The organism is Ideonella lacteola, assembly GCF_038066555.1.
Classification (GTDB): domain Bacteria; phylum Pseudomonadota; class Gammaproteobacteria; order Burkholderiales; family Burkholderiaceae_C; genus Ideonella; species Ideonella lacteola.
On the sequence record NZ_JBBUTG010000016.1, the window covers coordinates 46,578 to 70,214 of the forward strand.

Annotated in this window: 28 protein-coding genes; 9 read left to right on the forward strand and 19 right to left on the reverse strand. The window is 67.3% G+C overall.

Annotated features, from left to right (window positions below; genetic code table 11):
• Nucleotides 1–5: 5 nt before the first annotated feature.
• The 9 genes from modB to nifE are packed head-to-tail and all read right to left on the reverse strand — an operon-like array spanning nt 6 to nt 6,400.
• A complete protein-coding gene (gene modB, locus AACH06_RS21515) occupies nt 6–704 on the reverse strand; it encodes a molybdate ABC transporter permease subunit (RefSeq protein ID WP_341427829.1) in 699 nt (232 codons plus the stop codon).
• Between the two features lie 7 nt (nt 705–711).
• The gene (gene modA, locus AACH06_RS21520) at nt 712–1,449 is read right to left on the reverse strand and encodes a molybdate ABC transporter substrate-binding protein (protein WP_341427940.1); all 738 of its coding nucleotides are present in this window, start codon (nt 1,447–1,449) and stop codon (nt 712–714) included.
• Between the two features lie 32 nt (nt 1,450–1,481).
• Nucleotides 1,482–2,060: a nitrogen fixation protein NifQ gene (locus tag AACH06_RS21525; protein WP_341427830.1), complete on the reverse strand. Its 579-nt coding sequence runs from the start codon at nt 2,058–2,060 to the stop codon at nt 1,482–1,484.
• A gap of 14 nt (nt 2,061–2,074) precedes the next feature.
• Entirely contained in the window at nt 2,075–2,380 is a 306-nt protein-coding gene (gene fdxB, locus AACH06_RS21530; protein ID WP_341427831.1) for a ferredoxin III, nif-specific, read from the reverse strand.
• Nucleotides 2,381–2,390: 10 nt separating this feature from the next.
• Complete coding sequence (locus AACH06_RS21535; RefSeq protein WP_341427832.1) at nt 2,391–2,627, reverse strand: CCE_0567 family metalloprotein; 237 nt, start codon at nt 2,625–2,627, stop codon at nt 2,391–2,393.
• The gene (locus AACH06_RS21540) at nt 2,620–3,099 is read right to left on the reverse strand and encodes a NifX-associated nitrogen fixation protein (protein WP_341427833.1); all 480 of its coding nucleotides are present in this window, start codon (nt 3,097–3,099) and stop codon (nt 2,620–2,622) included. The genes AACH06_RS21535 and AACH06_RS21540 overlap by 8 nt, the downstream gene beginning before the upstream one ends.
• Nucleotides 3,096–3,506: a nitrogen fixation protein NifX gene (nifX, locus tag AACH06_RS21545; protein WP_341427834.1), complete on the reverse strand. Its 411-nt coding sequence runs from the start codon at nt 3,504–3,506 to the stop codon at nt 3,096–3,098. Before nifX ends, AACH06_RS21540 begins: the two co-directional genes overlap by 4 nt.
• A gap of 33 nt (nt 3,507–3,539) precedes the next feature.
• Entirely contained in the window at nt 3,540–4,934 is a 1,395-nt protein-coding gene (gene nifN / locus AACH06_RS21550; RefSeq protein WP_341427835.1) for a nitrogenase iron-molybdenum cofactor biosynthesis protein NifN, read from the reverse strand.
• 20 nt (nt 4,935–4,954) lie between these two features.
• Nucleotides 4,955–6,400, reverse strand: a complete 1,446-nt coding sequence (gene nifE, locus AACH06_RS21555; RefSeq protein WP_341427836.1) for a nitrogenase iron-molybdenum cofactor biosynthesis protein NifE — start codon at nt 6,398–6,400, stop codon at nt 4,955–4,957.
• 319 nt (nt 6,401–6,719) lie between these two features.
• On the opposite strand from nifE, the gene AACH06_RS21560 reads away from it, so the two are divergent.
• From AACH06_RS21560 to AACH06_RS21570, 3 genes are all read left to right on the forward strand, one after another.
• Complete coding sequence (locus tag AACH06_RS21560; RefSeq protein ID WP_341427837.1) at nt 6,720–7,286, forward strand: Spy/CpxP family protein refolding chaperone; 567 nt, start codon at nt 6,720–6,722, stop codon at nt 7,284–7,286.
• A 93-nt stretch (nt 7,287–7,379) separates the two neighbouring features.
• Nucleotides 7,380–8,102 (forward strand): response regulator, encoded by a 723-nt coding sequence (locus AACH06_RS21565; RefSeq protein WP_341427941.1) that lies wholly within the window; start codon nt 7,380–7,382, stop codon nt 8,100–8,102.
• A gap of 39 nt (nt 8,103–8,141) precedes the next feature.
• A complete protein-coding gene (locus AACH06_RS21570; RefSeq protein ID WP_341427838.1) occupies nt 8,142–9,836 on the forward strand; it encodes a HAMP domain-containing sensor histidine kinase in 1,695 nt (564 codons plus the stop codon).
• Here AACH06_RS21570 and AACH06_RS21575 read toward each other — a convergent pair.
• From AACH06_RS21575 to AACH06_RS21585, 3 genes are all read right to left on the reverse strand, one after another.
• Nucleotides 9,811–11,235 carry an MATE family efflux transporter gene (locus AACH06_RS21575; RefSeq protein WP_341427839.1) on the reverse strand — a complete coding sequence of 475 codons (1,425 nt, stop codon included), beginning with the start codon at nt 11,233–11,235 and terminating at the stop codon, nt 9,811–9,813. The genes AACH06_RS21570 and AACH06_RS21575 overlap by 26 nt on opposite strands.
• A complete protein-coding gene (locus AACH06_RS21580; protein ID WP_341427840.1) occupies nt 11,232–11,699 on the reverse strand; it encodes a DUF3717 domain-containing protein in 468 nt (155 codons plus the stop codon). Before AACH06_RS21580 ends, AACH06_RS21575 begins: the two co-directional genes overlap by 4 nt.
• 73 nt (nt 11,700–11,772) lie before the next feature.
• Nucleotides 11,773–12,339 (reverse strand): PaaI family thioesterase, encoded by a 567-nt coding sequence (locus AACH06_RS21585; RefSeq protein ID WP_341427841.1) that lies wholly within the window; start codon nt 12,337–12,339, stop codon nt 11,773–11,775.
• A 42-nt stretch (nt 12,340–12,381) separates the two neighbouring features.
• On the opposite strand from AACH06_RS21585, the gene AACH06_RS21590 reads away from it, so the two are divergent.
• On the forward strand, nt 12,382–12,846 hold the full coding sequence (locus AACH06_RS21590; protein WP_341427842.1) for a MarR family winged helix-turn-helix transcriptional regulator: 465 nt from the start codon (nt 12,382–12,384) through the stop codon (nt 12,844–12,846).
• Nucleotides 12,847–12,896: 50 nt separating this feature from the next.
• Here the strand turns inward: AACH06_RS21590 and AACH06_RS21595 are convergent, their stop codons facing one another.
• From AACH06_RS21595 to bufA2 (AACH06_RS21610), 4 genes are all read right to left on the reverse strand, one after another.
• Nucleotides 12,897–13,676 carry an HvfC/BufC family peptide modification chaperone gene (locus tag AACH06_RS21595; RefSeq protein WP_341427843.1) on the reverse strand — a complete coding sequence of 260 codons (780 nt, stop codon included), beginning with the start codon at nt 13,674–13,676 and terminating at the stop codon, nt 12,897–12,899.
• Nucleotides 13,673–14,530, reverse strand: coding sequence for an MNIO family bufferin maturase (gene bufB / locus AACH06_RS21600; protein ID WP_341427844.1), 858 nt, complete (start codon nt 14,528–14,530; stop codon nt 13,673–13,675). The genes AACH06_RS21595 and bufB overlap by 4 nt, the downstream gene beginning before the upstream one ends.
• A gap of 79 nt (nt 14,531–14,609) precedes the next feature.
• A complete protein-coding gene (gene bufA2, locus AACH06_RS21605) occupies nt 14,610–14,870 on the reverse strand; it encodes a BufA2 family periplasmic bufferin-type metallophore (protein ID WP_341427845.1) in 261 nt (86 codons plus the stop codon).
• A 197-nt stretch (nt 14,871–15,067) separates the two neighbouring features.
• On the reverse strand, nt 15,068–15,331 hold the full coding sequence (gene bufA2, locus AACH06_RS21610) for a BufA2 family periplasmic bufferin-type metallophore (protein WP_341427846.1): 264 nt from the start codon (nt 15,329–15,331) through the stop codon (nt 15,068–15,070).
• A 244-nt stretch (nt 15,332–15,575) separates the two neighbouring features.
• Between bufA2 (AACH06_RS21610) and AACH06_RS21615 the strand changes: the two genes are divergently transcribed.
• On the forward strand, nt 15,576–16,055 hold the full coding sequence (locus tag AACH06_RS21615) for a cupin domain-containing protein (RefSeq protein WP_341427847.1): 480 nt from the start codon (nt 15,576–15,578) through the stop codon (nt 16,053–16,055).
• 55 nt (nt 16,056–16,110) lie between these two features.
• Here the strand turns inward: AACH06_RS21615 and AACH06_RS21620 are convergent, their stop codons facing one another.
• The gene (locus tag AACH06_RS21620; RefSeq protein ID WP_341427848.1) at nt 16,111–17,232 is read right to left on the reverse strand and encodes an aromatic ring-hydroxylating oxygenase subunit alpha; all 1,122 of its coding nucleotides are present in this window, start codon (nt 17,230–17,232) and stop codon (nt 16,111–16,113) included.
• Between the two features lie 245 nt (nt 17,233–17,477).
• Between AACH06_RS21620 and xseB the strand changes: the two genes are divergently transcribed.
• The 4 genes from xseB (at nt 17,478) to folE2 (ending at nt 21,471) form a co-directional block, all read left to right on the forward strand.
• Complete coding sequence (gene xseB / locus AACH06_RS21625) at nt 17,478–17,723, forward strand: exodeoxyribonuclease VII small subunit (protein WP_341427849.1); 246 nt, start codon at nt 17,478–17,480, stop codon at nt 17,721–17,723.
• Complete coding sequence (locus AACH06_RS21630; RefSeq protein WP_341427850.1) at nt 17,720–18,607, forward strand: polyprenyl synthetase family protein; 888 nt, start codon at nt 17,720–17,722, stop codon at nt 18,605–18,607. Before xseB ends, AACH06_RS21630 begins: the two co-directional genes overlap by 4 nt.
• A gap of 34 nt (nt 18,608–18,641) precedes the next feature.
• Nucleotides 18,642–20,531 (forward strand): 1-deoxy-D-xylulose-5-phosphate synthase, encoded by a 1,890-nt coding sequence (dxs, locus tag AACH06_RS21635; protein WP_341427851.1) that lies wholly within the window; start codon nt 18,642–18,644, stop codon nt 20,529–20,531.
• Between the two features lie 136 nt (nt 20,532–20,667).
• On the forward strand, nt 20,668–21,471 hold the full coding sequence (folE2, locus tag AACH06_RS21640; protein WP_341427852.1) for a GTP cyclohydrolase FolE2: 804 nt from the start codon (nt 20,668–20,670) through the stop codon (nt 21,469–21,471).
• A 65-nt stretch (nt 21,472–21,536) separates the two neighbouring features.
• Here the strand turns inward: folE2 and AACH06_RS21645 are convergent, their stop codons facing one another.
• Both AACH06_RS21645 and AACH06_RS21650 read right to left on the reverse strand, forming a co-directional pair.
• On the reverse strand, nt 21,537–22,205 hold the full coding sequence (locus AACH06_RS21645) for a GntR family transcriptional regulator (protein ID WP_341427853.1): 669 nt from the start codon (nt 22,203–22,205) through the stop codon (nt 21,537–21,539).
• 59 nt (nt 22,206–22,264) lie between these two features.
• Nucleotides 22,265–23,632 carry an aspartate aminotransferase family protein gene (locus AACH06_RS21650; protein ID WP_341427854.1) on the reverse strand — a complete coding sequence of 456 codons (1,368 nt, stop codon included), beginning with the start codon at nt 23,630–23,632 and terminating at the stop codon, nt 22,265–22,267.
• Nucleotides 23,633–23,637 lie beyond the last annotated feature (5 nt).

Below are 23,637 nucleotides of genomic sequence, written 5' to 3' on the forward strand. Positions count from 1 at the left end.
CCAGCTCAAACGGGAATGCCACGGCGGCCTCCGTCGCGCTGCGAGCGTTCCACCCGGTAGAGCAGTGCGAGCACGGCCCAGGCGAACACCACCATCGCCGCCGCGAGACGGTGGGCATCGTCGAACTCGGTGCTCTCGACATGGTCGTACAGCGCCACGCTGAGCACGCGCGTCTGTCCCGGCAGGTTGCCGCCGATCATCAACACCACGCCGAACTCGCCCACGGTGTGGGCGAAGCCCAGCACCGCCGCAGTGATGATGCCGGGCTGGGCCAGGGGGACGGCCACGGTGAAGAAGCGGTCCCATGCATGGGCACGCAAGGTGGCCGCCGCCTCCATCAGCCGTGTGGGCACCGCCTCGAACGAACGCTGCATCGGCTGAACGACAAAGGGCAGCGAATACAGCACCGATGCCAGCAGCAGGCCCTGGAAACTGAACGGCAGGGGGGCGGTACCCAGGGCCCGCGTGGCCCAGCCCAGAGGCCCCTGGGGCCCCATCAGCAGCAGCAGATAGAAGCCCAGCACCGTGGGCGGCAACACCAGGGGCAGCGCGATCAGCGCCGACCAGACGGGCTTCCAACGGCTGCGGGTGTGGGCCAGCCACCATGCGATGGGCGTGCCCACGGCCATCAGGCACAGCGTGGTGAGCGTGGCCAGCTCCGCCGTGAGGCGGATCGCGAGCCAGTCTGCTTCGCTGAAGAACATGGCCCGCTCACTGCCCGTAGCCGTAGGCGGCGATGATCGCCCGTGCCGGCGCCGAGCGCAGGTAGGCCAGCCAGTCTCGTGCGGCGCTGGAGGCGGCCCCGGCTTGCAGTAGCACGGCGTCTTGCCGGATGGGCCGGTACAACGAGGCGGGCACCCGCCAGTACGAACCCGACGCTGCCTGCCCTGGCGCGGCCACCTGTGACAGCGCGACGAAGCCCAGCTCGGCGTTGCCGGTGTAGACGAACTGGTAGGCCTGGGCGATGCTTTCGGCCTGCACCAGCTTGGGGGTGAGGGCCTCCAGAACGCCCCGGGCTTTCAGCACCTCGATGGCCGCCGCGCCATAAGGCGCCAGCTTGGGGTTGGCCAGCGCGAGGTGGGTGAATCCGCCGCTGGCGAGCACGCGCCCATCGCCATCGACGACACCGGCTCTGGCACTCCACAGCACGAGCTGCCCCACCGCGTAGGTGAAGGCCGAGCCGGGGACGGCGAGTTGCTCGTCGATGAGCTTCTGCGGGGTTTCTTCGTCGGCCGAGAGCAGCACCTCGAACGGCGCACCGGCGCGGATCTGCGCGTAGAACTTCCCCGTCGAGCCGGCGGATATCTGCACGGTGTGGCCGCTGGCCGCATGGAAGGCTTCAGCCAATTGGGCCGCGGGCCCGGCGAAGTTCGCGGCGACCGCGACACGCACCTCGGCGGCCGTCGCCACGCTGGCGCTCACGACCGACCAGGTCGCCCACAGCAGCATTGCGCCACGGCGGGTGCGGGCGCCAAGCCATCTCATGCGGCGGCCTCTTCCGGGCCGAAGCACTGCACCTGGTCGCTGCAGGCGCTGCAGCTCGGGGCGCGGCAGATGTGCAACTCGGCGCGGTCGCAGAGCTGTTTGTAGAGGAACTTCTTCCATTTCATGTCCCGGTCGTTGCGGGCGGCCAGCGCGGGAAAGCGCTGGGCCATCAGCATCGACAGCTCGTGTCGCGAGGGCAGCCAGAGGTCTTGCCAGAGGTGGTTGGCACCGAGGGTGGCCTGGGCAATGGCATGCGCCAGCCAGCGCCGCTCGTCGAGCGGGCCGATGCCGTCGTCCATCAACAGCGCCACCACGTCGTCGATCTCGTCCTGGCGTGGCTCAGTGCGTGGCGACAGACCGCTCCATTGCCAGCCGAAGGCCTGCGCGGCGCCGGGGAACCAGCGCTCCATCATCGCGGCGATGTCGTGGGCATCGAGGCCTGCCAGCGGCAGTGCGTCGGGGCCGTGGCGCCCGACGGCCGCGGCGATCACCCCCGCCATGGCCTGCAGGGCCGGCGAGTTGGGGGTGCTCGCATGGGCCATCAGCGCGATCAGCACGGCACGAATAGTTGGCACGGTGCCCAGGGTGTTCACGCGTCCACCGCGGCGTGGGTGTAGCACCTCTTCGGGCAGATCTTCGAGCACGCGGTGCAGCCGATGCACAACTCTTGGTGTGCGATCGTCATCACCTTCTTTTCGTACTCTTCGTCGTCATCGTCGTCGAGCGAGACACCGACGCGTTCTCCGTCCTCGTTCAGGCCCACCATCTCGAGCACGCCTCGCGGGCACACCTTGTAGCAGCGGCCACAACCGATGCAGGTCTGCTCGTTGATGTGCTGCACGAACTTCGGCGTCCAGACCTCGCCGCTGGGCAGCGTGACGACAAAGTGGTTCACGGCCGTCTCCTCAGCTTGGGGTGGCCGCTGCCAGCTTGCGTCGGGCGGTCATCAGTGCGGCGTGCGCGTCGTAGGCGACCTGGGCCACGTCGAGAATGCGCTCCCAGTGGGTCGGCAGCTCTTCGGAGAGATCGTGCAGGTCCATCTTGGCCTGCGTGGCCTTGGCGTTGAGCTTTTTCAGCTCGGCCTTCAGGGCGTCGCCCTCGTTGGCCGGCACCGCGCCGGCGGTGGGGGTGTGCTCAGCCATAGGTGGCCACCTCGCTGTAGGACTGGACCATGCCGATGCCTTCGTCCACCAGCTTGCGGCCGGCCTCGGCCAGCTTGGCCAGCGAGGGGTAGCCGAAGCGGTGCACGTCGCGCAGGTGCCGGTTGACCACGATCAGCCGTCCGGCGGTCAGCACCGCCCGGCCGAATCCCTCGTGGCTCATCTTCATCATCGGGCTGACCATGCACCCGGTGGCACGCTCGATCGACAGGCCCACCGCGTTGTGGAACAACTCCAGGCGCCAGAGGGTCTCCGGGTCCGGGTCGCCCATGATGGGCAGTGCGCGGCGCTGCTCGGCGGTGAGGATGTAGGGTTCGAGCAGCTTGGCGTCGCTCTTGCCCTCCCAGGTGCCGTGGGTGTCCTGGGCGCGTATCTGCTTGATCAACTCGCGAATGAACGGGTCTTGCAGCAGCGCTTCTTCGCTGGGCGCTTCGACCGTGGCTTCTGCCGTCATGACTTCACCTCTTCGTCTTCGAAATCGAAGGACTTCTCTTGGCCCTTGGCGAGCGCCTTGCGCAGCCAGGGGGGTGGGGTGCCCTTGAGCACGTCTTGCATCTTGTGGAGCAGGTCGGTGATGGGCTCGGGCTGGGTCACCTTGATCGGGTGGATCTTGGTGGCCACCACGCGGGCGGCGGCCGAGCCGCCAATGGCCGCCACGTAGACGATCGCGCAGTCGTGGATGGCCGCGAGCTTGGGCGCCAGCTTGTCCTCGTTGCCGTCTTCGGCCAGGTCTTCTCCGAAGCCGAAGTCCTGCACGAAGCGGTAGCCGCCGGCGTCGATCTCGTAGACCGCCAGGTGCTTGGCCCAGCCAAAGTGGGCGTCGACGTGCTGCTGGTCCTGGGTGGCAAAGGCAACTTTCATCGTTTCTCCTGGTCGTGGTCACCGGGTCGGGGGTCAGGCGCTGGCGGCCGCCGTTTCGCGGCCGGGGGTGGGTTCTCCCACCGCCGCAGCGCGGGCTTCTCGGGTGAGCGGCCAATCGTTCGGGCCGTGGTGTGGGATCTGTTCGATCAGCACATTGCCCACCTCGTAGACGAGATCGCGTGTGCCGCGGTAGCCCACCTGTCGCTTGTGGGCGTTGCCGATGCGGTCGAACATCGGGATGCCCAGCCGAAACAGCGGCTTGGCCAACCGCTCGGCGGCCTGGCGCCCGTGCGAGTGCGTCATCAGCAGGTCGCAGCCTGCGGCGCCGGCGGCCTGCTCGAAGTCTTCGAGGTCGCCGATGACCACCTCGTTGGTCGGCAGCCGGGCCAGCAGCGGCGAGGCGGTGGTGGTGATGCACACCGACAACTCGGCGCCCATCTCGGCCAGGAAGCTGCCCACCGACCAAAGCAGGTCCGGCTCGGCGCCGAGTGCCACCTTGACGTTGCCAAAATGGAAGTGGCCATCGAGCATCGCGTCGACTAACTGGCTGCGCTGGCGGCGCAGCCGCGCGGGAACCGGCCGGCCAGCCAACTGGCTCAGGGTGTGGACGAAGGCGTCGGTGGCGGTGAGGCCGGTGAGCCGGTCGAACACGGTGAAGGGCACACCGCAGCGCTGGTGCAGCGCCTCGGCCGCGGGCCGCATCTGCTCGCCGATGGCCAGCGTGTGAGCTGCACTGCCCAGATCCTTCAGCGCCGCCAGCGGTGTGCCGCCGAGCGTGGTGCCCAGCCAGTCTTCGGGAATGTGGCCGTCGAGTGAGCCGGAGACATCGGGCACGAACACCGGCTCGAGCCCAAAGGCCTCGACCATCTCACGCAGCTCTTCGATGTCGCCTGGTGTCAGGTGGCAGCCCGGCAGGATGTTGACGCGCTCTGCGCGCACCGTGGCACCTTCGCGCGGCACTTGCGTGACCAGCGCTTCCACCGCCTTGCCCCAGCCGTCCTGGAACGCGCCGGTGAAGTCGGGCGTGGAGACGTAGACGATCTCCGTGTCCGCCAGCTCGGGGTGCTTGCGTCGCGTCAGCGCCAGGTAGCCGTGGACATCGTCGCCCTTGGTCTCGGTCAGCCCGGTCGAGCAGATGCAGATGATCTCCGGCTGCGCGCGGCTGCGGATGTTGAGGATGGCCTTCTCGATGTTGTCGTAGCCGCCCATGATGGTGGTGGCTTCGTTCATCGCGGTGGTCTGCAGCGGGATGGCTTCTTTGAAGTGGCGCACCAGCACCACCAGCCCGAACGAGGTGCAGCCCTGTGAGCCGTGCATCATGGGCATGCACGAGGCCAGGCCCATGAAGGCGTAGCTGGCGCCCAGTGGCTGGCTCATCTTCAGCGGGTTGACTGCGCAGGCCTTGCGAGACTCGACGATGTGGGCCATGGCTGTGCTCCTCGCGCGGGTCAGGCGGGCTGGGCTTCGCGCGCCAGCTGGGCCGGGTCGGGCGCCCGCAGCAGTGGATCGGCAGCCTCCCACGGTGCCGGTGTGCGCACCTGTTGCCACACCGGGTTGAACAAGGCCTTGTCGATCTCGGCCACCATCTCGACCATGCCTTCGTAGCCGGCGAACGCGTGGTGGCGCTCCTGGTTGATGTCCATCCAGGGCATGCGGGCCTTGAGCGCCACGAATTGGCTGCGCCCGCCGCTCAGCATGATGTCGGCCTTGGCGTCGCGCAGCATCGCGTACATCTGCCGCGGCGTCATGTCGTCGATCATGTGGGCGTCGTCGCCCATGATCTCCTTGATCTTCTCTTTGTCTTCCTTGGTGGATTTCTTGATGCTGGTGCCCACCACTTCGAGCCCGGCCTCTTGCAGCGCCGACACGACGGACCAGCTCTTGACGCCACCGGTGATGAGCAGCACCTTCTTGCCGGCCAGGCGCTGCCGGTAGGCGCGGATGCGTTCCCAAGCGCGGGCCTCTTCCACCCGGATGAGCGCCTCGGTGCGCTGGCGCAGCTCGGGGTCGGCGCCGCGTTCGATCAGCAGCCGCGCGATCTCGCGCAGCGTGGTGCTCATGTCGCTGATGCCGTAGAACGAGCCTTCGAAGTACGGGATGTCCCAGCGCTGCCGCATGCGCGTGGCGATGTTGATCATCGACTTCGAGCACACCATCATGTTGGCGCGTGCCCGGTGCGCGGAGGCCACTTCGGCGTAGCGGCCGTCGCCCGAGATGCAGCTGAGGACGCGCACGCCTAGCGCATCGAGCAGGGGCTTGACCTGCCACAGCTCGCCCGACAGGTTGTACTCGCCGATGATGTTGATGTCGTAGGGCGTGGTGGTCGCCGGCTCCATCGTGCCGATGACATGGTCGAGCAGCGCCTCGGCGCCGAGCTTGTTGCCCAGGTTCTTCGGCCCTGCGAAGCCGGGCGAGTTGACCGGGATCACCGGCTTGCCGAATTTCTCGGCCGCCCGTTTGCATACGGCTTCGATGTCGTCGCCGATCAAGCCGGTGACACAGGTCTGGTAGACAAACACCGCCGGCGGGTCGTACTTGTCGATGATCTCGCGGATCGACTTGAACAGGCGCTTCTCCGCGCCGTAGATCACATCGAGCTCATTGATGTCGGTGGTGAAGCCGGTGCGGTAGAGGGTCGAGCCCGACGAGGCGCTGTGTCGGTTGTCCCACGAGTTGCCCTCGCACGCGATGGGCCCATGCACGAGGTGGGCGACGTCGACGATCGGTTGCAGCGCGATCTTGGCGCCATCGAAGGCACAGCCGCCCGCGGCCGCGCCCGGCGTCAGCTGCTTGGTGCAGCCCTTCTTGCGTTCCTTCTCGCTCTTCGCCTGGTTCTTGTCGCACCCAGGCTCCTCGAACACCTCGGCGATCTTGGCTTTGAGCGATGCGGACATGGAACTCTCCTCGGGCCCCGGGGGCGGGTCGGTCGGCGGTGGTACGCCATCGCTATTGCAGCTTCAGTGCCAGGCGGGCGATTCTTTTGAAATCAACGACTTGGCGACATCTCCGCGCATTGACGCGCGGGGCGAGGCCTGGCTTCCTTGACGGGTTTGGCGGGTTTGCGACAAAGCGGCCGCGCCGGGCACCACGGCTTTGTCGCGGTGTTGAAAGGGGCGGTTTACGGATCTTTACCGCGCGGGAAAACGGCTCTGACGTGCGCTGCGCAACATCCTTTCCATCGTCACGCAGACGCAAGCCCAGCAAGGAGCCGCGATGAACACCACCACCCACACCTTCCCCCGCGCCTGGCGCTATGTGGCAGCCGGCCTGGCACTGTCGGCGGTCGCCGCATTCAGCCTGGTCAACCTCGCTTCCGCGCACGCCCGGCCCGATGGGGCACCGCCTGCCGGCATGCACCAGGGCCCCGGCTTCGGCATGCCGGGCATGGGCCTGCCGATGGCCGGCCCGATGATGGACCGCATGCTGGATGAGATCCAGGCCACGCCCGCCCAGCGCGAGCAGCTGCGCCAGCTGGCCGAATCGGCCCGGGCCGATCTGAAGACGCCGATGGAAGCCGCGCGGGCCGACCACGAGAAGATGGCCGAGCTGTTCGCCCAGCCCACGGTGGATGCGGCGGCGGTCGAGTCGCTGCGAAAGAAGATGCTGGCCCGGCATGACCAGGTGTCCAAGCGCATGAATGTGGCGATGCTGGACGCGGCCAAGGTGCTGACGCCCGAGCAGCGTCAGCAGATGGCGTCGCTGGCCAAGCAGCATGCCGAGCGGATGGCCGATCGCCGCGCCGAGCGCATGGGCCCGGGTGCTGACGCTGCGGCGCACTGACCAAGGGGTGCCGCCATGACGTATGCTTTGCCGATGTCGCGCCCGTCGCGCGGCCTGCGTGAGGGGGCGTCCAGCTCCTTCGCCGCCCTGGACATGACCGCCTCCAAGCTGCTGCTCATCGACGACGATTCCCGCCTGACGTCCATGGTGGGCGACTACCTGCGTGGCCACGGCTTCGATGTCGACACCGCCGGCTCGTTGGCCGCGGGCCGCGAACGCCTGCGCAGCGGGCTGTACGACGCCTTGGTGCTCGATCTGATGCTGCCCGACGGCGATGGCCTGGAAATGACGCGCGAGCTGCGTGGCGATGCCCGCACCCGGCGCCTGCCGCTGCTGATGCTCACCGCCCGTGGCGAACCGATGGACCGCATCATTGGCCTGGAGATCGGCGCCGACGACTACTTGCCCAAGCCTTTCGAGCCGCGTGAGCTCCTGGCCCGCATCAAGGCCCTGCTGCGCCGCGCCGCGCCGGAGCCGGCCAACGATGAGGTGCTGCGCTTTGGCCGGCTCGAAATCGACCTCGGCGCCCGTGAAGCCCGTCTGGACGGCCGGCGCTGTGATCTGACCGGCCACCAGTTCGAGTTGCTGACCGTGCTGGCCAGCAGCCCGGGCCGGGTGCTGAGCCGCGATCAGATCATGGACGCCCTCAAGGGCCACCCGATGGAGGCCTTCGACCGCTCGATCGACGTGCATGTGTCGCGCATCCGGGCGGTGATCGAGGACGATGCCAAGAACCCGAAGCGCGTCCTGACGGTGCGCGGCACGGGCTACGTGTTCGCCCGCAAGCAAGATCAGGAATCCTCCGGCAATGACTGACGTGGGGCGGCGGGCGGGTCGCCCCGGTGGTGGGCGGCCTTGAAGTCGCTCTACCTTCGTATCTGGCTCACCGTGGTGGCGGCGCTGGCGCTGTTTGCGCTGGCGTCGGGTTGGCTGCTGCAGCGTCACCTGGAACAAGAGCGCCAGCGCGCCGAGGCCGTCATCACCGAGCGCATGGCCGCCTGGGGCGACCTGATCCAAAACTCGATTCCCGGGCCCTCGGCCTCGACCGACGAGCAGACCTCGGCGTTGCGCGAATGGTCACGCCGCTTGCGGGTGCCCTTGGCGCTGCACGACGCCCAGGGTGAGCGGATCGGTGCATCCGACTCTTACCTGCGGCGCGAGGCCGAGGGCGCGAACAGCCCGCGCCGGCCGTTCTCGATCCGCCTGGAAGACGGCCGCACGCTGTGGCTGATGCGGCCCAACGTCGTGCGGCTGCAGCGCGATGGCGGGCCAGAGGGTGAGCGCCCGGCCATGGCCATCGGCGCCACGGTCAGTACGGCGCTGGAGTCGGCACAAACCTCGCCGACCGCTCCGCATCCCCCCGCCTCGGCCGTCATGGGCCGCCCGGTGTTCAACCCAGGCTCGCCGCACGACGGGCCACCGCCGGAGGGCGTGCGGGACGGCCCACGGGAGGGCCTTTTCGGCGGGCCACCCGGGCCCCCGCCGGACCCGCTGGAGGTGGTCACCGCCTCGATCGGCACGGGCGGCAACCCCGGGCCGGTGGGACCGGGTGGGCCGGGCGGCCCCGGCGGCCCGGGTGACCTGGGCCCGGGCCGCGTGGCCGGGGCCAGTGGCGGCCCGTTCCGTTTTGCGGTGCCGCTGCTGCCGCCCCCGGCGGCCGATTGGCTGGCCAGCCTCGGGCTGGTCGCGCTGTTGTTGATGCTGTTCCTCGCGGTGGCGGGCGGTGCCTATCCGGTGGTTCGTCGGTTGACCCGAAGGCTGGAGAACCTGAAGCAGGGCGTCGAGGCATTCGGTGCCGGGGCCCTGCACCACCGTGTGATGGCCGATGGCAAGGACGAGGTGGCCGCGCTGGCGACCAGCTTCAACCGCGCCGCCGAGCGCATCGAGGCTCTGGTGCGATCGAACCAAAGCCTGTTGGCCAACGCCAGCCATGAGCTGCGCTCGCCGTTGGCGCGCCTGAAGATGGCGGTGACGATGCTGGGCGACGCGCCACCATCGATGCAGGCCAACCTCCGGCGCGAGATCGACACCAACATCGGCGAGCTGGATTCGCTGGTCGAAGAGGTGCTGCTGTCCAGCCGGCTGGATGCCGGGGCGGTGCACGACCTCAATGAACAGGTGGATCTGGTGGGCCTGTTGGCAGAAGAGGCTTCGCGGGTGGATGCCGAGGTCACCGCCACGCCCGAGGGCTCGGCCTTGGGCGTGGTGAAGGGCAGTGAGCGGCTGCTGCGCCGCGCGGTGCGCAATTTGCTGGAGAACGCCCGTCGCTATGGCGGCGGCGACGTCAGCGTCGAGCTGGTGCCGGCGCCCGGGCGCCGCGTGGCGGTGCGGGTGTGCGACCGCGGCGCCGGTGTGCCCGAGGCCGAACGCGAGCGGATCTTCGAACCCTTCTATCGCATGTCCGGCCACGCCGAACGTGAGGGCGGTGTCGGGCTGGGGCTGGCGCTGGTCAGGCAGATCGCGGCGGCGCATGCCGGCACGGTGGTCTGCGAGGCGCGAGACGGCGGCGGCAGCTGCTTCGTGATCACGCTGCCGGCTTCGTCGGCCTGAGCGTGAGCTGCATCAGCACCGTGAGGGCCACGCCGGCCACCACGAGGCCGCAGGTCGAGGCGGCCCAGAAGCCCGGCGCACCCTGCAGCATGTCGGGCGTTCCGCCCCACAGGTTGAAGCCAAGCGCGTAGCCGCCAAACAGGCCAATGCCCCACAGCGTGCCCGCATAGATGAACATCGGCAGCGTGGCGATGCGCCAGGCCCGGAGCACGAAGGCGGCGATGGTCTGCAGGGCATCGGCCAGGTGGAAGATGACGACCCAAGCCAGCAGCGGCAGGGCGGCCGCAGCGACCGCGGCGTTGGTCGTGTAGAGGCTGATGACCGGCTCACGCAGCAGGTAGATCAGCGAGCCCAGGGCGGTGGCGATCATGCCGCCCAGCCACATGCCGTGCCAGCCGAGCCGGCGCGCGTCGGTGAGATCGCCCGCCCCAATGCGTTGAGCCACCAGGGTGCTCGTCGCATTGGCCAGGCCGAGCGGGAGCATGAACATCATCGACACGATGTTGACGGCGATCTGATGGCCGGCCACCGGCAGGGTGCCGATGCGGGAGATCAGCAGCGCCATGACGCTGAAGCCGGTCACCTCGACCAGAATCGCCAGCCCCATCGGGACGCCCAGTTTCAGCAGGCCCCACAGTGCCTCGCGGTGCGGGGCGTGCAGCCCGCGACCCCACAGCTTGAACTGGTCGTAGAAGCTGTCTCGTCGCATGAGCGCAAATGCCAGCAGCACCTGCGCCCACATGGCGATGGCCGTGGCCACCCCGGCGCCGGTCACGCCCAGTTCGGGGATGCCCAGCGCCGGCACCCCGAACACCAGCATGATCGACAGCGGAAGCTTGGCCGCGAGCCCGCCGATCTGCAACGCCATCACCGCCTTGGGCCGGGAGACGGCGGTGTTGAAGCCACGGAACACCGTGAACATCAGCGCAGGAGGCAACGCGAAGGTGAGCGCCAACAGATAGCCGCGCACTCGCTCGGCAATGTCCGGCGAAGCCTTGGCGACCCACAGAAAGGGCTGGGGGAACAGCAGCAGCGTGCAGCCGATGACCGACAAGCCCAGGGCCAACCAGACGGCCTGGTGCAACTCGTCGCCCGCGGCCTCAAGACGGCGGGCGCCGAAAAGCTGGCCTGCAATGGGCGACACCGCCAGCACGATGCCCATGAAGCCGACGAAGATCGTCACATAGGCCGCAGCGCCGACCGCGAAGGCCGCCAGATCCTGGGGCGAATGCCGGCCGACCAACACGGTGTCGATGGTGTTGAAGGCCAGCACCGCGATCTGGCCAATGACCACCGGCCACGCGAGCGGCATGATCCGCCGCACGTCTGCCAGGAAGCCTTGGCCCCGCCCGCCGGGTGGGGGGGAGACGGTGGCCGGCACGGGCGCGGGCTTGCTCACGCCACCCCTTCGCCGGGGTGCGGTGGAAAGCTCTCGGCGGCGGGGTGGTCGTGGCCGGTGGCGGCCCGAGCCCGCTCGGCGTAGCGGTTGAAGCGCCAGGCCTTGGCCTCCAGCGTGATGCGGCGCCAGACTTGCCGCTTCTCACCCGGGGTGAACACTGGCCAGTTCTGCACTTCGTCTTCCGTGCGTCCGCAGCCTTTGCACACGGCATCGCCCTGGGCTGTGGAGCAGATCGCGATGCATGGGGCGTCGGGCGTGCTGGCGTACCAGCGCAGCCAGGCATCCCGCGCCCGCGGCGGCATGCTGTGCTCGTCGGCTTCGTTCTCGCGGTAATACACCATGTAGGCGTAGACCTCCGCCAGGGCGAGGACCTCCGGGCAGGCCGTCACCCCGTCGGGTGACGGTGAGCGATCGCGCCACCAGTTGATAGCGAGTTCGATGTCGTGGATGTGGATGCCGGCCATGCGCAAGAGATGACGGCCAGGCGGCACCGGCCTGGCCAGAAGGGGACGGCGATTCTAGGGCGCGCGTCCGCCATCACCCTGCTGCCGCGCGAGCACCCCCCGCGCTGGGCAAGGGAAAGACCAGGCAGGTGGTGGTGCCGTGGGCGTAGAGCTTGCCATCCGGGCCGACGATGCGGGCCTCGGCGGTGGCCAATTGGCGCCCGCTGTGCACCACCTGCCCGATGGCCCGCAACGGGCCGCTGCGGGCCGAGGCGGCGCGCACGATGTTCACGCTCAGCTCGGCAGTTGTGTAACCCATGCCGACCGGCATGGTGGAGTGCACGGCGCATCCCAACGCCGAATCCAGCAAGGTGGCATACCAGCCGCCGTGCACTGAGCCAATCGGGTTGTAGTGCTTGAGCTGCGGGGTGCCTTGGAAGATGGCCTTGCCCAACTCCACCTCGATCAGGCTGAAGTCGAGCGTCTCTGCGATGTGTGGATACGGCAGTTCGCCCGCCAACATGGCCTGCAAAGCCTGCAACCCGCTGAGGTGCGCCACTTCTTCGGGCCGTGCCAGCCCCACGCCGCGGCCGGATTGGAGGCGGGCTTGGAGCTCATTGAATTGGCGGGTCCACGCGTCGGCTGAATCTTGCAGGTTCATCACTATCCTTGTAACTACAATAGTTGTAGCTGCATTTTTATCATGAACGCTGATCCCCTGACCCCGGCGGCGGTGTCTGCCGCCCTCCAGGCTTGTTCGCACGACCGCATGCGGCGGCTGATGCGTCGCCTTGCTTCTCACTTCGATGCCCGCTTGCGAGAGGCCGGCTTGAAGACGACGCAGTTTTCGTTGCTGGCCTATCTGGCAGCCCAAGGCCCGATACGCCCGGCGGATCTGGCCCACGCGATGGGGATCGACGCCTCGACACTCACGCGCAATCTCAAGCCAGTGGCGCAAGCCGGCTGGGCCGAGGTCGTGGCCGGTCGTGACGCGCGCAGCCGGCTGGTGCGTCTCACCCCGGCGGGCCGAGTGAAGCTTGCCGAAGGGGGCGCCCGCTGGCGCGAAGCGCAGTCCAGCCTGACCGAGCAACTCGGCGCAGAACGCATCGCCGCGATGCACGGCTGGATCGACGAAACGCTGGCCTTGTTGCCGGCGGGGGAGGATTGAGTTCTACCCCTGGGGGCGAGCAGGTCACCTCGGCTGCAGCGCTGCCACGATCATGATCCGGCGATCAGCAATCCATCTTCCACCCAGCGGCGCAGGGAAGAGGCCATCCAGATTGGAGCTTGGTCGCCGTGGTGGGCTTGGGCGAGTTCGCACAGGGCGGCGAAGGGCTCGCCAGCCAGGCACGCGGTCAACGCATCGGCCTCATCGGCCTGCAGTGAGCGCCAGCGTGTTTCCAGGCCTTGACGCCAAATCAGCAGCGAGTGGTCGAGCGCTTCGGGCTCGGCCGTTGTCGCGTCTTCGTCGTGCGTGAGGGCCTGCCAGATGGGCTCCACCGCCCATTGAAGGCGGAGCACGTGCACGGAAGGGTGGCCGCTGAAGCGTGCCTCGGGCCACGCCGCCGGTGGGAGCGCCACGAGATCGTCGAAACGCAGCGGCAGGTCATCCGCCGCGTCGAAGCTGCAGCCCAACGCCCACTCCATGGCTGCCAGATCGGCCAGTGCGGGATGGGGCAGGGCATCCGGATGGGTGGCAAGCCAGGCCGAAAGCCGGTGGCCGAACCAGCGGATGGAGGGCTGCCGAGAGGGCTCGTCAGCGAGGTAGTCGAGCGTGAGGCGGGCGAAATCCTCATCGCCCAGCACCCGGTGCAAGATGGGTGTGTTGCTGCGCAGTGCGTCGATCAGGCGGGCGCGGTAGGCGTGGTGATACGCATCCACCCGGGCGACGCGGTCGATGGGGGCGCGAAGCAGGCCCGTGTGGGCGTCTGGGCTTTCGGCCAGCAATAGCTCGGCAAACGCGCGCTGTTGCTGGCGCAAGGTGGCGGGGGCGTTCATGCGGCCAGCTCCACGGGCGGGACCAGGGCAGCCGCGCTTTCGTCGCGGGCCCGCTGCAACTCGGCCACCAGTTCAGGCAGCGGCGGGATGTGGTCGTCGCGCTCGATCATCGTCGGGACCGGCCCGAGGCGGCCGATGGTGTAGCGGTACAGATCCCACACTGCCTCACACACGGGGTGGTCATGGGTATCGATCAAGAACCCGTCGTCATTGACTTCGTGGCCGGCGAGGTGAATTTGTCGAATCCGGTGCGCGGGCAAGGCGTCGATGAAAGTGCGGCCGTCAAAGCCGTGGTTGGTGGCGCTGACATACACGTTGTTCACGTCGAGCAGCAGCTCGCAGTCGGCCCGGCGGACGAGTTCGGCCAGGAATTCCCATTCCGCCATGTCGTCTGCGGCCCAGGTGATGTAGCTGGAGACGTTTTCGAGCACGAGGCGTCGGCCCAGCATGTCCTGCACCCGCAGCACGCGTTGCGTGACGTGGCGCAGCGCCTCTTCGGTGTACGGCAGGGGCAGCAGATCGTGCAGATTGCGACCTTCGACGCCCGTCCAGCACAGGTGATCAGAGATCCACGCCGGCTCGATGCGGTCGGCCAAGGCTTTCAGATCACGCAGATAGCCGAGGTCCAAGACATCGGTGCCGCCGATCGACATCGACACGCCATGCATCACCATGGGCACGTCGCGCCGGATCGCATCCAGGTGAGCCAGGGGTTTGCCGCCGGGCACCAGGTAGTTCTCGGAGATCACCTCCAGCCAGTCCACCCCGAGGCGCGGCGCCGGTGTGGCGCGGAAATCGGCGTAGTGGTCGGTGCGCAGGCCGAGGCCGAATCCGGTCAGGTTCGTGTGGGACATGGCTGAGAGAGGCGAAGAACTCGGGTCCGTGGGGCGGGTAAGGGCCGCGACGCGAAGGCAGCGGCCCGTAGGACGATGATCAGCCCTTGACGACCGTGCCACCCGCCTTGGTGCACTCGTCGGCCGACTTCTTGTTCACCCAGCCTTGGCCCTTGCAGGTGTTTTGGCCTTTGCACTCGCTCTTGGCGGTCTTGCACTCGGAGGTGCCCTTGCAGCTGTTGACGCCGGCGCACTTGACGCTACCGTCTTCGGCGGCTTGCGCCATCGGGGCGGTGCCCAGGGCAAACAAGGCGGCTGCGGCGGCTGCGATGGCGAGGCCCGACTTGGTGGTTTGGATCATGCTGATTCTCCTGAAAATTTGAAAAGACGAGAGGGGTGATGGGCCCCGGCCGTCAGGCCAGGGGCGCCAGTGGTTTGTACGGCAGCTTGGCCGCGGTGGATGCAAAGAAGATGGGCTGGGCGCAACAGCGTGCTCAGGTCTCAGGCTCGTCTTGGCATCGAGGCCGCGCCGTTCGAGCGGCGTTTGCCGCCCGTGGATCAGCCCTTGACGACCGTGCCGCCCGCCTTGGTGCATTCGTCGGCCGACTTCTTCGTCACCCAGCCTTGGCCCTTGCAGGTGTTGTGGCCCTTGCACTCGCTCTTGGCCGTCTTGCACTCGGAGGTGCCCTTGCAGCTGTTCACGCCGGCACATTTGACGCTGCCGTCTTCGGCGGCTTGCGCCATCGGGGCAGTACCCAGGGCGAACAGGGCGGCGGCGGCAGCGGCGATGGCGAGGCCAGACTTGGTGGTATGGATGTTCATGATGAGACTCCTGTCAGTGAAGGTGAGATGAGCGGGTCAAGCCCGAAGAGCTCGGCCGGCAGGACCGGCGGGAGCCGTCCGTTGCAGGACCTTGCCGCCGTTGGTCGCGGCCGTGGCCAGGTCCTTACACCCCATACGCCCTACGGTTTCATCTGGACGCAGTTTCGGGAGTGCACAAATCCTTCACATCCGACACGCGCTGGGTCTATGCGTCGGCGGGCTTCACGAAACAGAATGTGATCCCATGAGGAGAAGTGCTTTGATTGGCGCGCTCGTGGGCGCTTTTGTGACCGTGTCGGCCATGGCAACGGTCGAGTCCATCCGGTACCACCATGGCGCCCCGCCGCCGTCCGAGCAGGCCACCGAGCGCCTGTTGGGTGAATTCCAGGTCAATCCTGCCTGGATCTTGTCAGGCAAGCCGGTGTTTCGGGGTGCCGAGACCGTGCGTTCACCGGACGGCAAAACGATCAGCGGCTTGTGGGCCTGCGACGGCCCGACCTCGTTCGTCTGGCACTTCAGCCACGATGAGACCGTGCACCTGCTGGAAGGGCAGGTCGAAGTCGAGTACCAAGGGCGGCGCTTCACCATCCGCCCGGGCGATACCGCCAGCTTCCACGCCGGCACCCAGGCGGTGTGGCACGTGCCGGAGCACGCGACCAAGGCCTACACGCTTCACCAGCCAGGGTGGCTGGTCCGCGCGTGGCGCAAGCTGGCGAACAGCTGAGGCGCGCAGCCGTCAACAGAGGCCCGGCGGTGGCGATACCGTCGGGCTTTTTTGTTCACCAGCTCGGGCGGCCGAGTCCCATGACGCGGCGGTACCACTCATGGAAGTGCTGCATGCCATCTTCCATGGGGCTTTGGTACGGGCCGGCCTCATCGTCACCGCGATCGAACAGCGCGCGGCGCCCCGCGTCCATCCGCTCGGCGATCTCGTCATCCTCGATGCAGGTTTCCATGTAGGCAGCCCGCTGGGCCTCGACGAATTCGCGCTCGAAGGCGGCGATTTCTTCGGGGTAGTAGAACTCGACGATGTTCAGCGTCTTCTGCGGCCCTTGCGGGTACAGCGTGGAGACGGTGAGCACGTTCGGGTACCACTCGATCATGATGTTCGGGTAATACGTGAGCCAGATGGCGCCGTGCTTGGGCGGGCGGCCATCGCCCAGCCGCAGCACTTCATCGTGCAGCCGCTGGTACACCGGTGAGCCCGCCCGAGCGAGGGCGTTCTGCACGCCGACCGTCTGCACGGAGTGGTGCTTGCCGAACTCCCAACGCAGGTCGTCACAGGTGACGAACTGGCCGAGTCCGGGATGGAACGGGCCCACGTGGTAGTCCTCGAGGTAGACCTCGATGAACGTCTTCCAGTTGTACTGGCACTCGTGCATCTCGACGTGATCGAGCACATAGCCCGAGAAATCGAGATCAGCGCGCGGCCCCATGTGGGCGAGATCGGCGGCAATGTCGCGGCCGTTGTCCTCGAAGACCAGGCCATTCCAGGTGCGCACCTTGTAGTTGTTCAGGTGCAGGCAGGGGTCATGGTCGAAATGCGGGGCGCCCAGCAACTGGCCGTGCAGATCGTAAGTCCACCGGTGCAGCGGGCACACAATGTTCGAGCGGGTGTTGCCACGCCCTCGCAGCATGACCGCTTGGCGATGCCGGCAGACGTTGGAGACAAGCTCCACGCCCTTTCGGGTGCGCACCAGCGCGCGGCCCTCGCCTTCCTGAGGGAGCGCGTAATAGTCACCCAGTTCGGGGACGGACAGTTCATGCGCCAGGTAGCGCGGTCCGTGCTGAAAGATGAGTTCCTGCTCCCTTCGGAGCAAGTTCTCATCGAAATATGTGGATACGGAGAGTTGAGAGCGCGCGCGCTCCAGAGCTTCCAGCGTGATGCTCAGGTCCGACATGATCCCCAGGATCTCCAAAAAACATGTCTGCCCCCCACCCGGTGGCCCCGCGGGTGGGTCTGAAAAAATGAAACCCCGCTCCATCCAGGGGGATGAGCAGCGGGGGGAAGCATTGTAGCCCCAGCTGTCGGCTCGGGGCCACGATGGAGGTAAATTACGGTCGGTTTTGGGCATCGCCGCCTAGGCGTTGCGGGTTTACGCGAGATGTGCTGACTACAATTGCCATTTGCCCGTAATACACCAAGATGCCACGCGCCGCCCCCTCTGCAGCACCGGCCGCTGACGCTCCCGCCAGCTACGAAGCCGCGCTGACGGAGTTGGACGCCCTGGTGCAGGCGATGGAGGGTGGCCAGCTGCCGCTGGACAAGCTGCTCGAGGGCTATCGCCGCGGTGCCTTGCTGCTCGACTTCTGTCGTGAACGGCTGGCCAGTGTCGAGACCCAGGTGAAGGTCCTGGAGGAAGGGTTGCAAAAGCCCTGGACGAACGCATGACACCTGACGAATTTGATGATTGGGCCCGGGCCGAACTGCTGGCTGTCGAATCGGCGCTGGACAGCCTCGTGCCGGCCGATCCGCCGGCCGGCTTGGGCGATGCCATGCGCTACGCGGTGCTGGACGGCGGCAAACGCCTGCGGCCCTTGCTGGTGTTGGCCGCATGCGAAGCGGTGGACGGCGCCTCATTCGCGGCCATGCGTGCGGCGGTGGCGGTGGAGTTGATCCACGCCTATTCCCTGGTGCACGACGACATGCCCTGCATGGACGACGACGCCTTGCGTCGCGGCAAGCCGACCGTTCACGTCAAATACGGCGAGGCCCAGGCGATGCTGGCCGGTGACGCCATGCAGGCGCTGGCCTTCGAGGTGCTGACGCCGGAACAGGGCATCGCACCCGCGTTGCAGGCGCGTCTCGTGGGCCTGCTGGCCCGCGCCGCGGGCCATGAAGGCATGGCCGGCGGCCAGGCAATCGACTTGGCCAGCGTGGGTCACCGCCTGGATGAGGTGGCGCTGCGCGACATGCACCGCCGCAAGACGGGCGCGTTGCTGCAAGCCAGCGTCCTGATGGGCGCAGCCTGTGGGGGCGTGGCCCCGGCGGCTTGGGACGCGCTGATGGACTACGGTGCGGCGATCGGCCTGGCGTTTCAGGTGGTCGATGACATTCTTGACGTGACGCAAGCGTCCGAGACCCTCGGCAAGACGGCCGGCAAGGATCTCGAGAACAACAAGCCGACTTACGTGACGGTGCTGGGCATGGATGCCGCGCGCCATCACGCCTGTGAGTTGCGTCAGCAGGCCCACGCGGCCCTGCAGCGCAGCGGCCTGGCGCGAACCCAGCGTCTTGCCTGGCTGGCCGACAAAGTGGTCGACCGCCATCACTGACCCGACCGTGCCAACGCCGGATCGCGAGCAAGCCATGACCCAAGCCCTGTTGCACACCATCCAGTCCCCGCAGGATTTGCGCAAGCTCAACCGAGCGCAGTTGAAAACCGTGGCTGGCGAGTTGCGGGCGTTCTTGCTCGACAGCGTCAGTCGCACAGGTGGGCACCTGTCGTCCAACCTGGGCACGGTCGAGTTGACGGTGGCACTGCACCACGTGTTCAACACCCCTTACGACCGGCTCGTGTGGGATGTGGGCCATCAGTCTTACCCTCACAAGATCCTGACCGGCCGGCGTGAGGCGATGTCGTCGCTCAAGCAACTGGGTGGCATTAGCGGCTTTCCTCGCCGCTGCGAGAGCGAATACGACACGTTCGGCGTGGGCCACTCGTCGACCTCGATCTCGGCAGCGCTGGGCATGGCTCACGCGGCCAGGCTGAAAGGCGAGAACCGTCACACCGTCGCGGTGATCGGCGACGGCGCCTTGACCGGAGGGATGGCCTTCGAAGCGCTCAACCATGGCGGCTTCGCCGGTGGTCATGGTCTGCCCGACATGCTGGTCATCCTCAACGACAACGACATGTCGATCAGCCCTCCCGTGGGGGCACTCAACCGCTATCTGGCGCGCCTGCTGAGCGGAAAGTTTTACGCCGCGGCGCGCGAGGGTGCGAAGAGCGTCTTGCGCAACACACCGCTGTACGAGTTCGCCAAGCGTTTCGAAGAGCACAGCAAGGGCATGGTCGTGCCCGGCACGATCTTCGAGGAATTCGGCTTCAACTACGTGGGCCCGATCGACGGGCACGATCTCGATTCGCTGGTGCCGACACTTGAGAATCTTCGCGGGGCCAAAGGCCCGCAGTTTCTTCACGTGGTCACCAAGAAGGGCTATGGCTACAGGCTGGCCGAGTCCGATCCGATCAACTACCACGGCCCGGGCAAGTTCGATCCGGCCGTCGGCCTGCAAAAGCCGGCCACCGCGCCCAAGACCACGTTCACCCAGGTGTTCGGGCAGTGGCTGTGCGACATGGCCGAAGCCGACGAGCGCCTGGTGGGCATCACGCCGGCCATGCGCGAAGGCTCAGGCATGGTCGAGTTCGAGAAGCGCTTTCCGAAGCGATACCACGATGTGGGCATTGCCGAGCAGCATGCGGTCACCTTTGGTGCGGGCCTCGCGTGCGAGGGCCTCAAGCCGGTGGTCGCGATCTACTCCACGTTCCTGCAACGGGGCTACGATCAATTGATCCACGACGTGGCGATCCAGAACCTGCCGGTGATGTTTGCGCTCGATCGCGCCGGCATCGTCGGCGCCGATGGTGCCACCCACTGTGGGGCCTACGACATCGCCTATGTGCGCTGCGTGCCCAACATGGCGATGCTGACGCCGGCTGATGAGAACGAATGCCGCATGGCGCTGAGCACCGCCTTCCAGCATGACGGCCCGGCGGCGGTTCGTTATCCGCGTGGCAGCGGTGCCGGTGTGGCTGTGCAGCCCGGCTTTGCCACGATCCCGTGGGGCAAGGGCGAAGTTCGCCGTGAGGGCCGCCGCATCGCGATGCTGGCCTTCGGCACCTTGCTGTACCCCGCCATGGCGGCGGCGGAGAAGCTGGGGGCGACCGTGGCCAACATGCGATTCGCCAAGCCGCTAGATACCGAGTTGGTGCTTGAGCTGGCGCGCACCCACGAGGCGCTGGTGACGATCGAGGAAGGTTGTCTTCCGGGCGGTGCCGGCAGTGCTGTTCTCGAGACGTTGCAGGCGGCAGGCATGACCACGCCGGTGCTGCGTCTGGGGTTGCCCGACGAGTTCATCGAGCACGGCGATCCGGCCAAGCTCCTGTCGTTGTGCGGGCTGGATGCTGCGGGCATCGAGCAATCGGTGATCAAGCGTTTTGGCGCTCCTCTTTCCCTGGTCACGCCAGCGGCTGCCTGACACACCGATCGTGACTGGCGGCACCTTGTCCACCTTCAGGGTTGCCACCATCGCTTAGCACGGATCGGTTTCCCCTCGCGGCAGCAAGCGCTGCCGAAAGCTGCGAAGCTACGCGGCTGGTTCCTGTTGTCTGCTTATGAATCACCCGACCGAAGCGCTGCACATTCCCGATACCCAGAGCGAACGCGATGAACGCCATCTGGCGATCCAGCGTGTCGGCGTGAAGGATGTGCGCTACCCATTGACGCTGAAGGTCGCGGGGGCCGAGCAGAGCACCGCGGCACTGTGGAACCTGGACGTGGCGTTGCCCGCGGACAAGAAGGGCACCCACATGTCGCGCTTCGTGGCGTGGCTGGATGGCCAATCCCAGGCTCTGGACGCGGCAGCCCTGTCGCGCGAGTTGGGTTTGATGCTGGACAAGCTGCAGGCCACCGAAGGCCGCATCGAGGCCAAGTTCTCGTTCTTCATCCGCAAGCGGGCACCGGTGTCGGGCCTGCAAAGTCTGCTGGATTACCAGGGTGCCCTCGTCGCCGAGCGCCGCCACGGCCAGTCGTCGGTCTGGGCCGAAGTGGGCGTGCCGGTGAAGAGCCTGTGCCCGTGCTCGAAAGAGATCTCCGACTACGGCGCGCACAACCAGCGGTCGTTGGTCACCATCCGGGTCGAGATCCTGAAGCCCGACACGGCGCCGATCGAGTGGCATGAACTGGTGCGCTTTGCCGAAGGGGCTGCATCGAGCGAGATCTGGCCGATGCTCAAGCGCGCTGATGAAAAGTGGGTGACCGAGCGCGCCTACGAGAACCCGAAGTTCGTCGAAGACCTGGTGCGCGACGTGGCCTTGGCCCTGAACGCCGATGCCCGCATCGGGCGCTACGTGGTGGATGTCGAGAACTTCGAGTCCATCCACAATCACTCGGCCTGGGCCCGCATCGAGCGAGGCTGAGCCGTCGGGGCAGAAAGGGCGGCGGCGAAGTAGTTTGCCGGCGCGGCCTCGCCTTTTGGCGTGCCTCAGTGACCGTTCTCCTTGAGGCGCCTCCGCAAGAACTGCCCCGCGACGAAGATGTCTCTCTCGACCGCTCGTCGCACGCCTGCACTGTCTTGCTTGACCAGGGCCTTCACCACGTCTTCGTGAGCGTCGTTCAGCACGGCTGGTGCTTCCGGGGCGTCAAACAGCTGGTTTGAAATGGGGCCCGCTTTGAGCCACAGCGTGTCGATCAAAGAAAACAGCATCGGTGAGCCCGCGGCCTTGTAGAGGATGACGTGGAAATCCTCATTCGCAGCCAGGTAGCCGTCGCGATCGCCCTGAGCCAGTGACTGGGCCATGCGTCGGCACAACGAGAGCATCGTCTTCCGCCGGTCGTCATCCAGCCGCGTGGCGCCCCGCTCGGCGGCTTCGCCTTCGAGCAGCATGCGCATCTGCAACAGGTCGTCGAACTCCGGCAGGCTCAGCCGGGGCACGGCCACCCCGGCGTTTGGAACGTTGACGAGCGCCCCTTCAGCCGCCAGGCGCTGCAGGGCGGCTCGCACCGGCATCTCACCGACACCCATCTCCGCCGCCACCGCGCGTATCTTCAGCCGCTGCCCGGGCAAGAACCGACCGACCGTGACCCACTGGCGCAGAGCGGCGTAGGTGTCGTCTTGCTGAGTGGTGGTCGCAGCGGCGGGCGAGGCGGGCATCGGTCCATTCTCCCTTGCTACACCGGCGTCAACGGGTCGTGGGGGCACGGCTGCATGGGTCAGTCGGTCAGTTGGCCCAAGACGCCGTCAAACGCGATCAGCAGCGATTCCACATCGTCGTCGGTGGTGTCGGGGCAGACCAGCATCATGTTGTGGAAGGGGGTGATCACCACGCCGCGGTTCAGCAAGGCGAGATGGATGGCGTGCTCCAGCGCCGCGTCCATGGCGGCAGTGGCCTCGGTGCCATTGCGCGGCGGCGACGCGCAGAACTGGAACTCGCAGCGTGCGCCCACCTGCGTGACGCACCACGGCAACCGGTGGCGCGCGATCACCCGGCGCAGGCCGTCGGCCAACCGCGTGCAGCGCCGGTGCATCTCGTCGAACACTGCGGGCGTCATCAGGTGGGTTAGGGTCGCACGCATCGCGGCCATGGCCAGCAGATTCGCCGTCAATGTGGTGCCGACCCCCGAATGCCCGGGCGGTGCCGCCCGCTTCGCCGCTTCGGCCTGCGCGGCCAGCGCCTCAGTGAAGCCGTAGGCGGCGCACGGCATGCCGCCGCCCAGCGGCTTGCCGAGCACGACGGCGTCGGCAGCGAGGCCATGGGCACGGGCATAGCCACCGGGGCCGCTGCTGATGGTGTGCGTCTCGTCCATCACGAGCTGGCTGCCATGGCGGTGAATGATCTCGATCGCACGCTCCCAGAAGCCAGGCTCGGGCAGCACCATCCCGATGTTGGTCATCACCGGCTCGGCCAGCACGCAGGCGACATCGCCGGGGGCCAGTGCCGCTTCCAGTGCACTCAGATCATTGAATTCGACCACCCGGGTGGTGCGTGTCAGGTCCTGCACCTGGCCAAGCAGGCTGTCTCGCTGGGTGGGCCGCCCATCGACGAGATCGACGAACACATCATCGACCGTCCCGTGATAGCAGCCGTTAAACACCAGCAACACAGGGCGGCCGGTGGCAGCGCGGATCCAGCGCAACACAAAGCGGTTGGCGTCGGATGCGGTCATCGCGAATTGCCAGCGCGTCATGCCGAATCGTTCGGTCAGCAGGAGGGCCACGGTGCCGGCATCGGGGCCGCCGAGCATCGCCGTCAAACCCAGGCCGGCCTGGGCTCGCAGCGCGGCCGTGACGGCGGCTGGCGAGTGCCCGAACATCGCGCCGGTGTCGCCCAGGCAGAAGTCAACGCGCTCATGCCCGTCGACATCGACCAGCGTGGCGCCGCGGGCCTGGGCCACCTGCAAAGGGAAGGGCGTGCCCCAGTCGTTCATCCAATGCAGCGGTACCCCGAACATCAGATGCTGGGCAGACTCGGCGGCCATCGCGCGGGAGCTCGGATTGGCCAGCGCGTAGCGTTCGGTTTCGATGGACGTCAACTCGCGCACGCGCTGCGGCGACACACCGGTGAAGTGAGCGTGGGTCATGGGGC

Excerpts from the sequence above, each read along its gene's own strand:
- modB (WP_341427829.1), bottom strand. The coding sequence starts at position 704 with ATGTTCTTCAGCGAAGCAGACTGGCTCGCGATCCGCCTCACGGCGGAG.
- modA (WP_341427940.1), bottom strand. The coding sequence starts at position 1,449 with ATGCTGCTGTGGGCGACCTGGTCGGTCGTGAGCGCCAGCGTGGCGACG.
- AACH06_RS21535 (WP_341427832.1), bottom strand. The coding sequence starts at position 2,627 with ATGGCTGAGCACACCCCCACCGCCGGCGCGGTGCCGGCCAACGAGGGC.
- AACH06_RS21540 (WP_341427833.1), bottom strand. The coding sequence starts at position 3,099 with ATGACGGCAGAAGCCACGGTCGAAGCGCCCAGCGAAGAAGCGCTGCTG.
- nifX (WP_341427834.1), bottom strand. The coding sequence starts at position 3,506 with ATGAAAGTTGCCTTTGCCACCCAGGACCAGCAGCACGTCGACGCCCAC.
- nifN (WP_341427835.1), bottom strand. The coding sequence starts at position 4,934 with ATGGCCCACATCGTCGAGTCTCGCAAGGCCTGCGCAGTCAACCCGCTG.
- nifE (WP_341427836.1), bottom strand. The coding sequence starts at position 6,400 with ATGTCCGCATCGCTCAAAGCCAAGATCGCCGAGGTGTTCGAGGAGCCT.
- AACH06_RS21560 (WP_341427837.1), top strand. The coding sequence starts at position 6,720 with ATGAACACCACCACCCACACCTTCCCCCGCGCCTGGCGCTATGTGGCA.
- AACH06_RS21565 (WP_341427941.1), top strand. The coding sequence starts at position 7,380 with ATGACCGCCTCCAAGCTGCTGCTCATCGACGACGATTCCCGCCTGACG.
- AACH06_RS21580 (WP_341427840.1), bottom strand. The coding sequence starts at position 11,699 with ATGGCCGGCATCCACATCCACGACATCGAACTCGCTATCAACTGGTGG.
- AACH06_RS21585 (WP_341427841.1), bottom strand. The coding sequence starts at position 12,339 with ATGAACCTGCAAGATTCAGCCGACGCGTGGACCCGCCAATTCAATGAG.
- AACH06_RS21590 (WP_341427842.1), top strand. The coding sequence starts at position 12,382 with ATGAACGCTGATCCCCTGACCCCGGCGGCGGTGTCTGCCGCCCTCCAG.
- AACH06_RS21595 (WP_341427843.1), bottom strand. The coding sequence starts at position 13,676 with ATGAACGCCCCCGCCACCTTGCGCCAGCAACAGCGCGCGTTTGCCGAG.
- bufB (WP_341427844.1), bottom strand. The coding sequence starts at position 14,530 with ATGTCCCACACGAACCTGACCGGATTCGGCCTCGGCCTGCGCACCGAC.
- bufA2 (WP_341427845.1), bottom strand. The coding sequence starts at position 14,870 with ATGATCCAAACCACCAAGTCGGGCCTCGCCATCGCAGCCGCCGCAGCC.
- bufA2 (WP_341427846.1), bottom strand. The coding sequence starts at position 15,331 with ATGAACATCCATACCACCAAGTCTGGCCTCGCCATCGCCGCTGCCGCC.
- AACH06_RS21615 (WP_341427847.1), top strand. The coding sequence starts at position 15,576 with ATGAGGAGAAGTGCTTTGATTGGCGCGCTCGTGGGCGCTTTTGTGACC.
- AACH06_RS21620 (WP_341427848.1), bottom strand. The coding sequence starts at position 17,232 with ATGTCGGACCTGAGCATCACGCTGGAAGCTCTGGAGCGCGCGCGCTCT.
- xseB (WP_341427849.1), top strand. The coding sequence starts at position 17,478 with ATGCCACGCGCCGCCCCCTCTGCAGCACCGGCCGCTGACGCTCCCGCC.
- AACH06_RS21630 (WP_341427850.1), top strand. The coding sequence starts at position 17,720 with ATGACACCTGACGAATTTGATGATTGGGCCCGGGCCGAACTGCTGGCT.
- dxs (WP_341427851.1), top strand. The coding sequence starts at position 18,642 with ATGACCCAAGCCCTGTTGCACACCATCCAGTCCCCGCAGGATTTGCGC.
- folE2 (WP_341427852.1), top strand. The coding sequence starts at position 20,668 with ATGAATCACCCGACCGAAGCGCTGCACATTCCCGATACCCAGAGCGAA.
- AACH06_RS21645 (WP_341427853.1), bottom strand. The coding sequence starts at position 22,205 with ATGCCCGCCTCGCCCGCCGCTGCGACCACCACTCAGCAAGACGACACC.
- AACH06_RS21650 (WP_341427854.1), bottom strand. The coding sequence starts at position 23,632 with ATGACCCACGCTCACTTCACCGGTGTGTCGCCGCAGCGCGTGCGCGAG.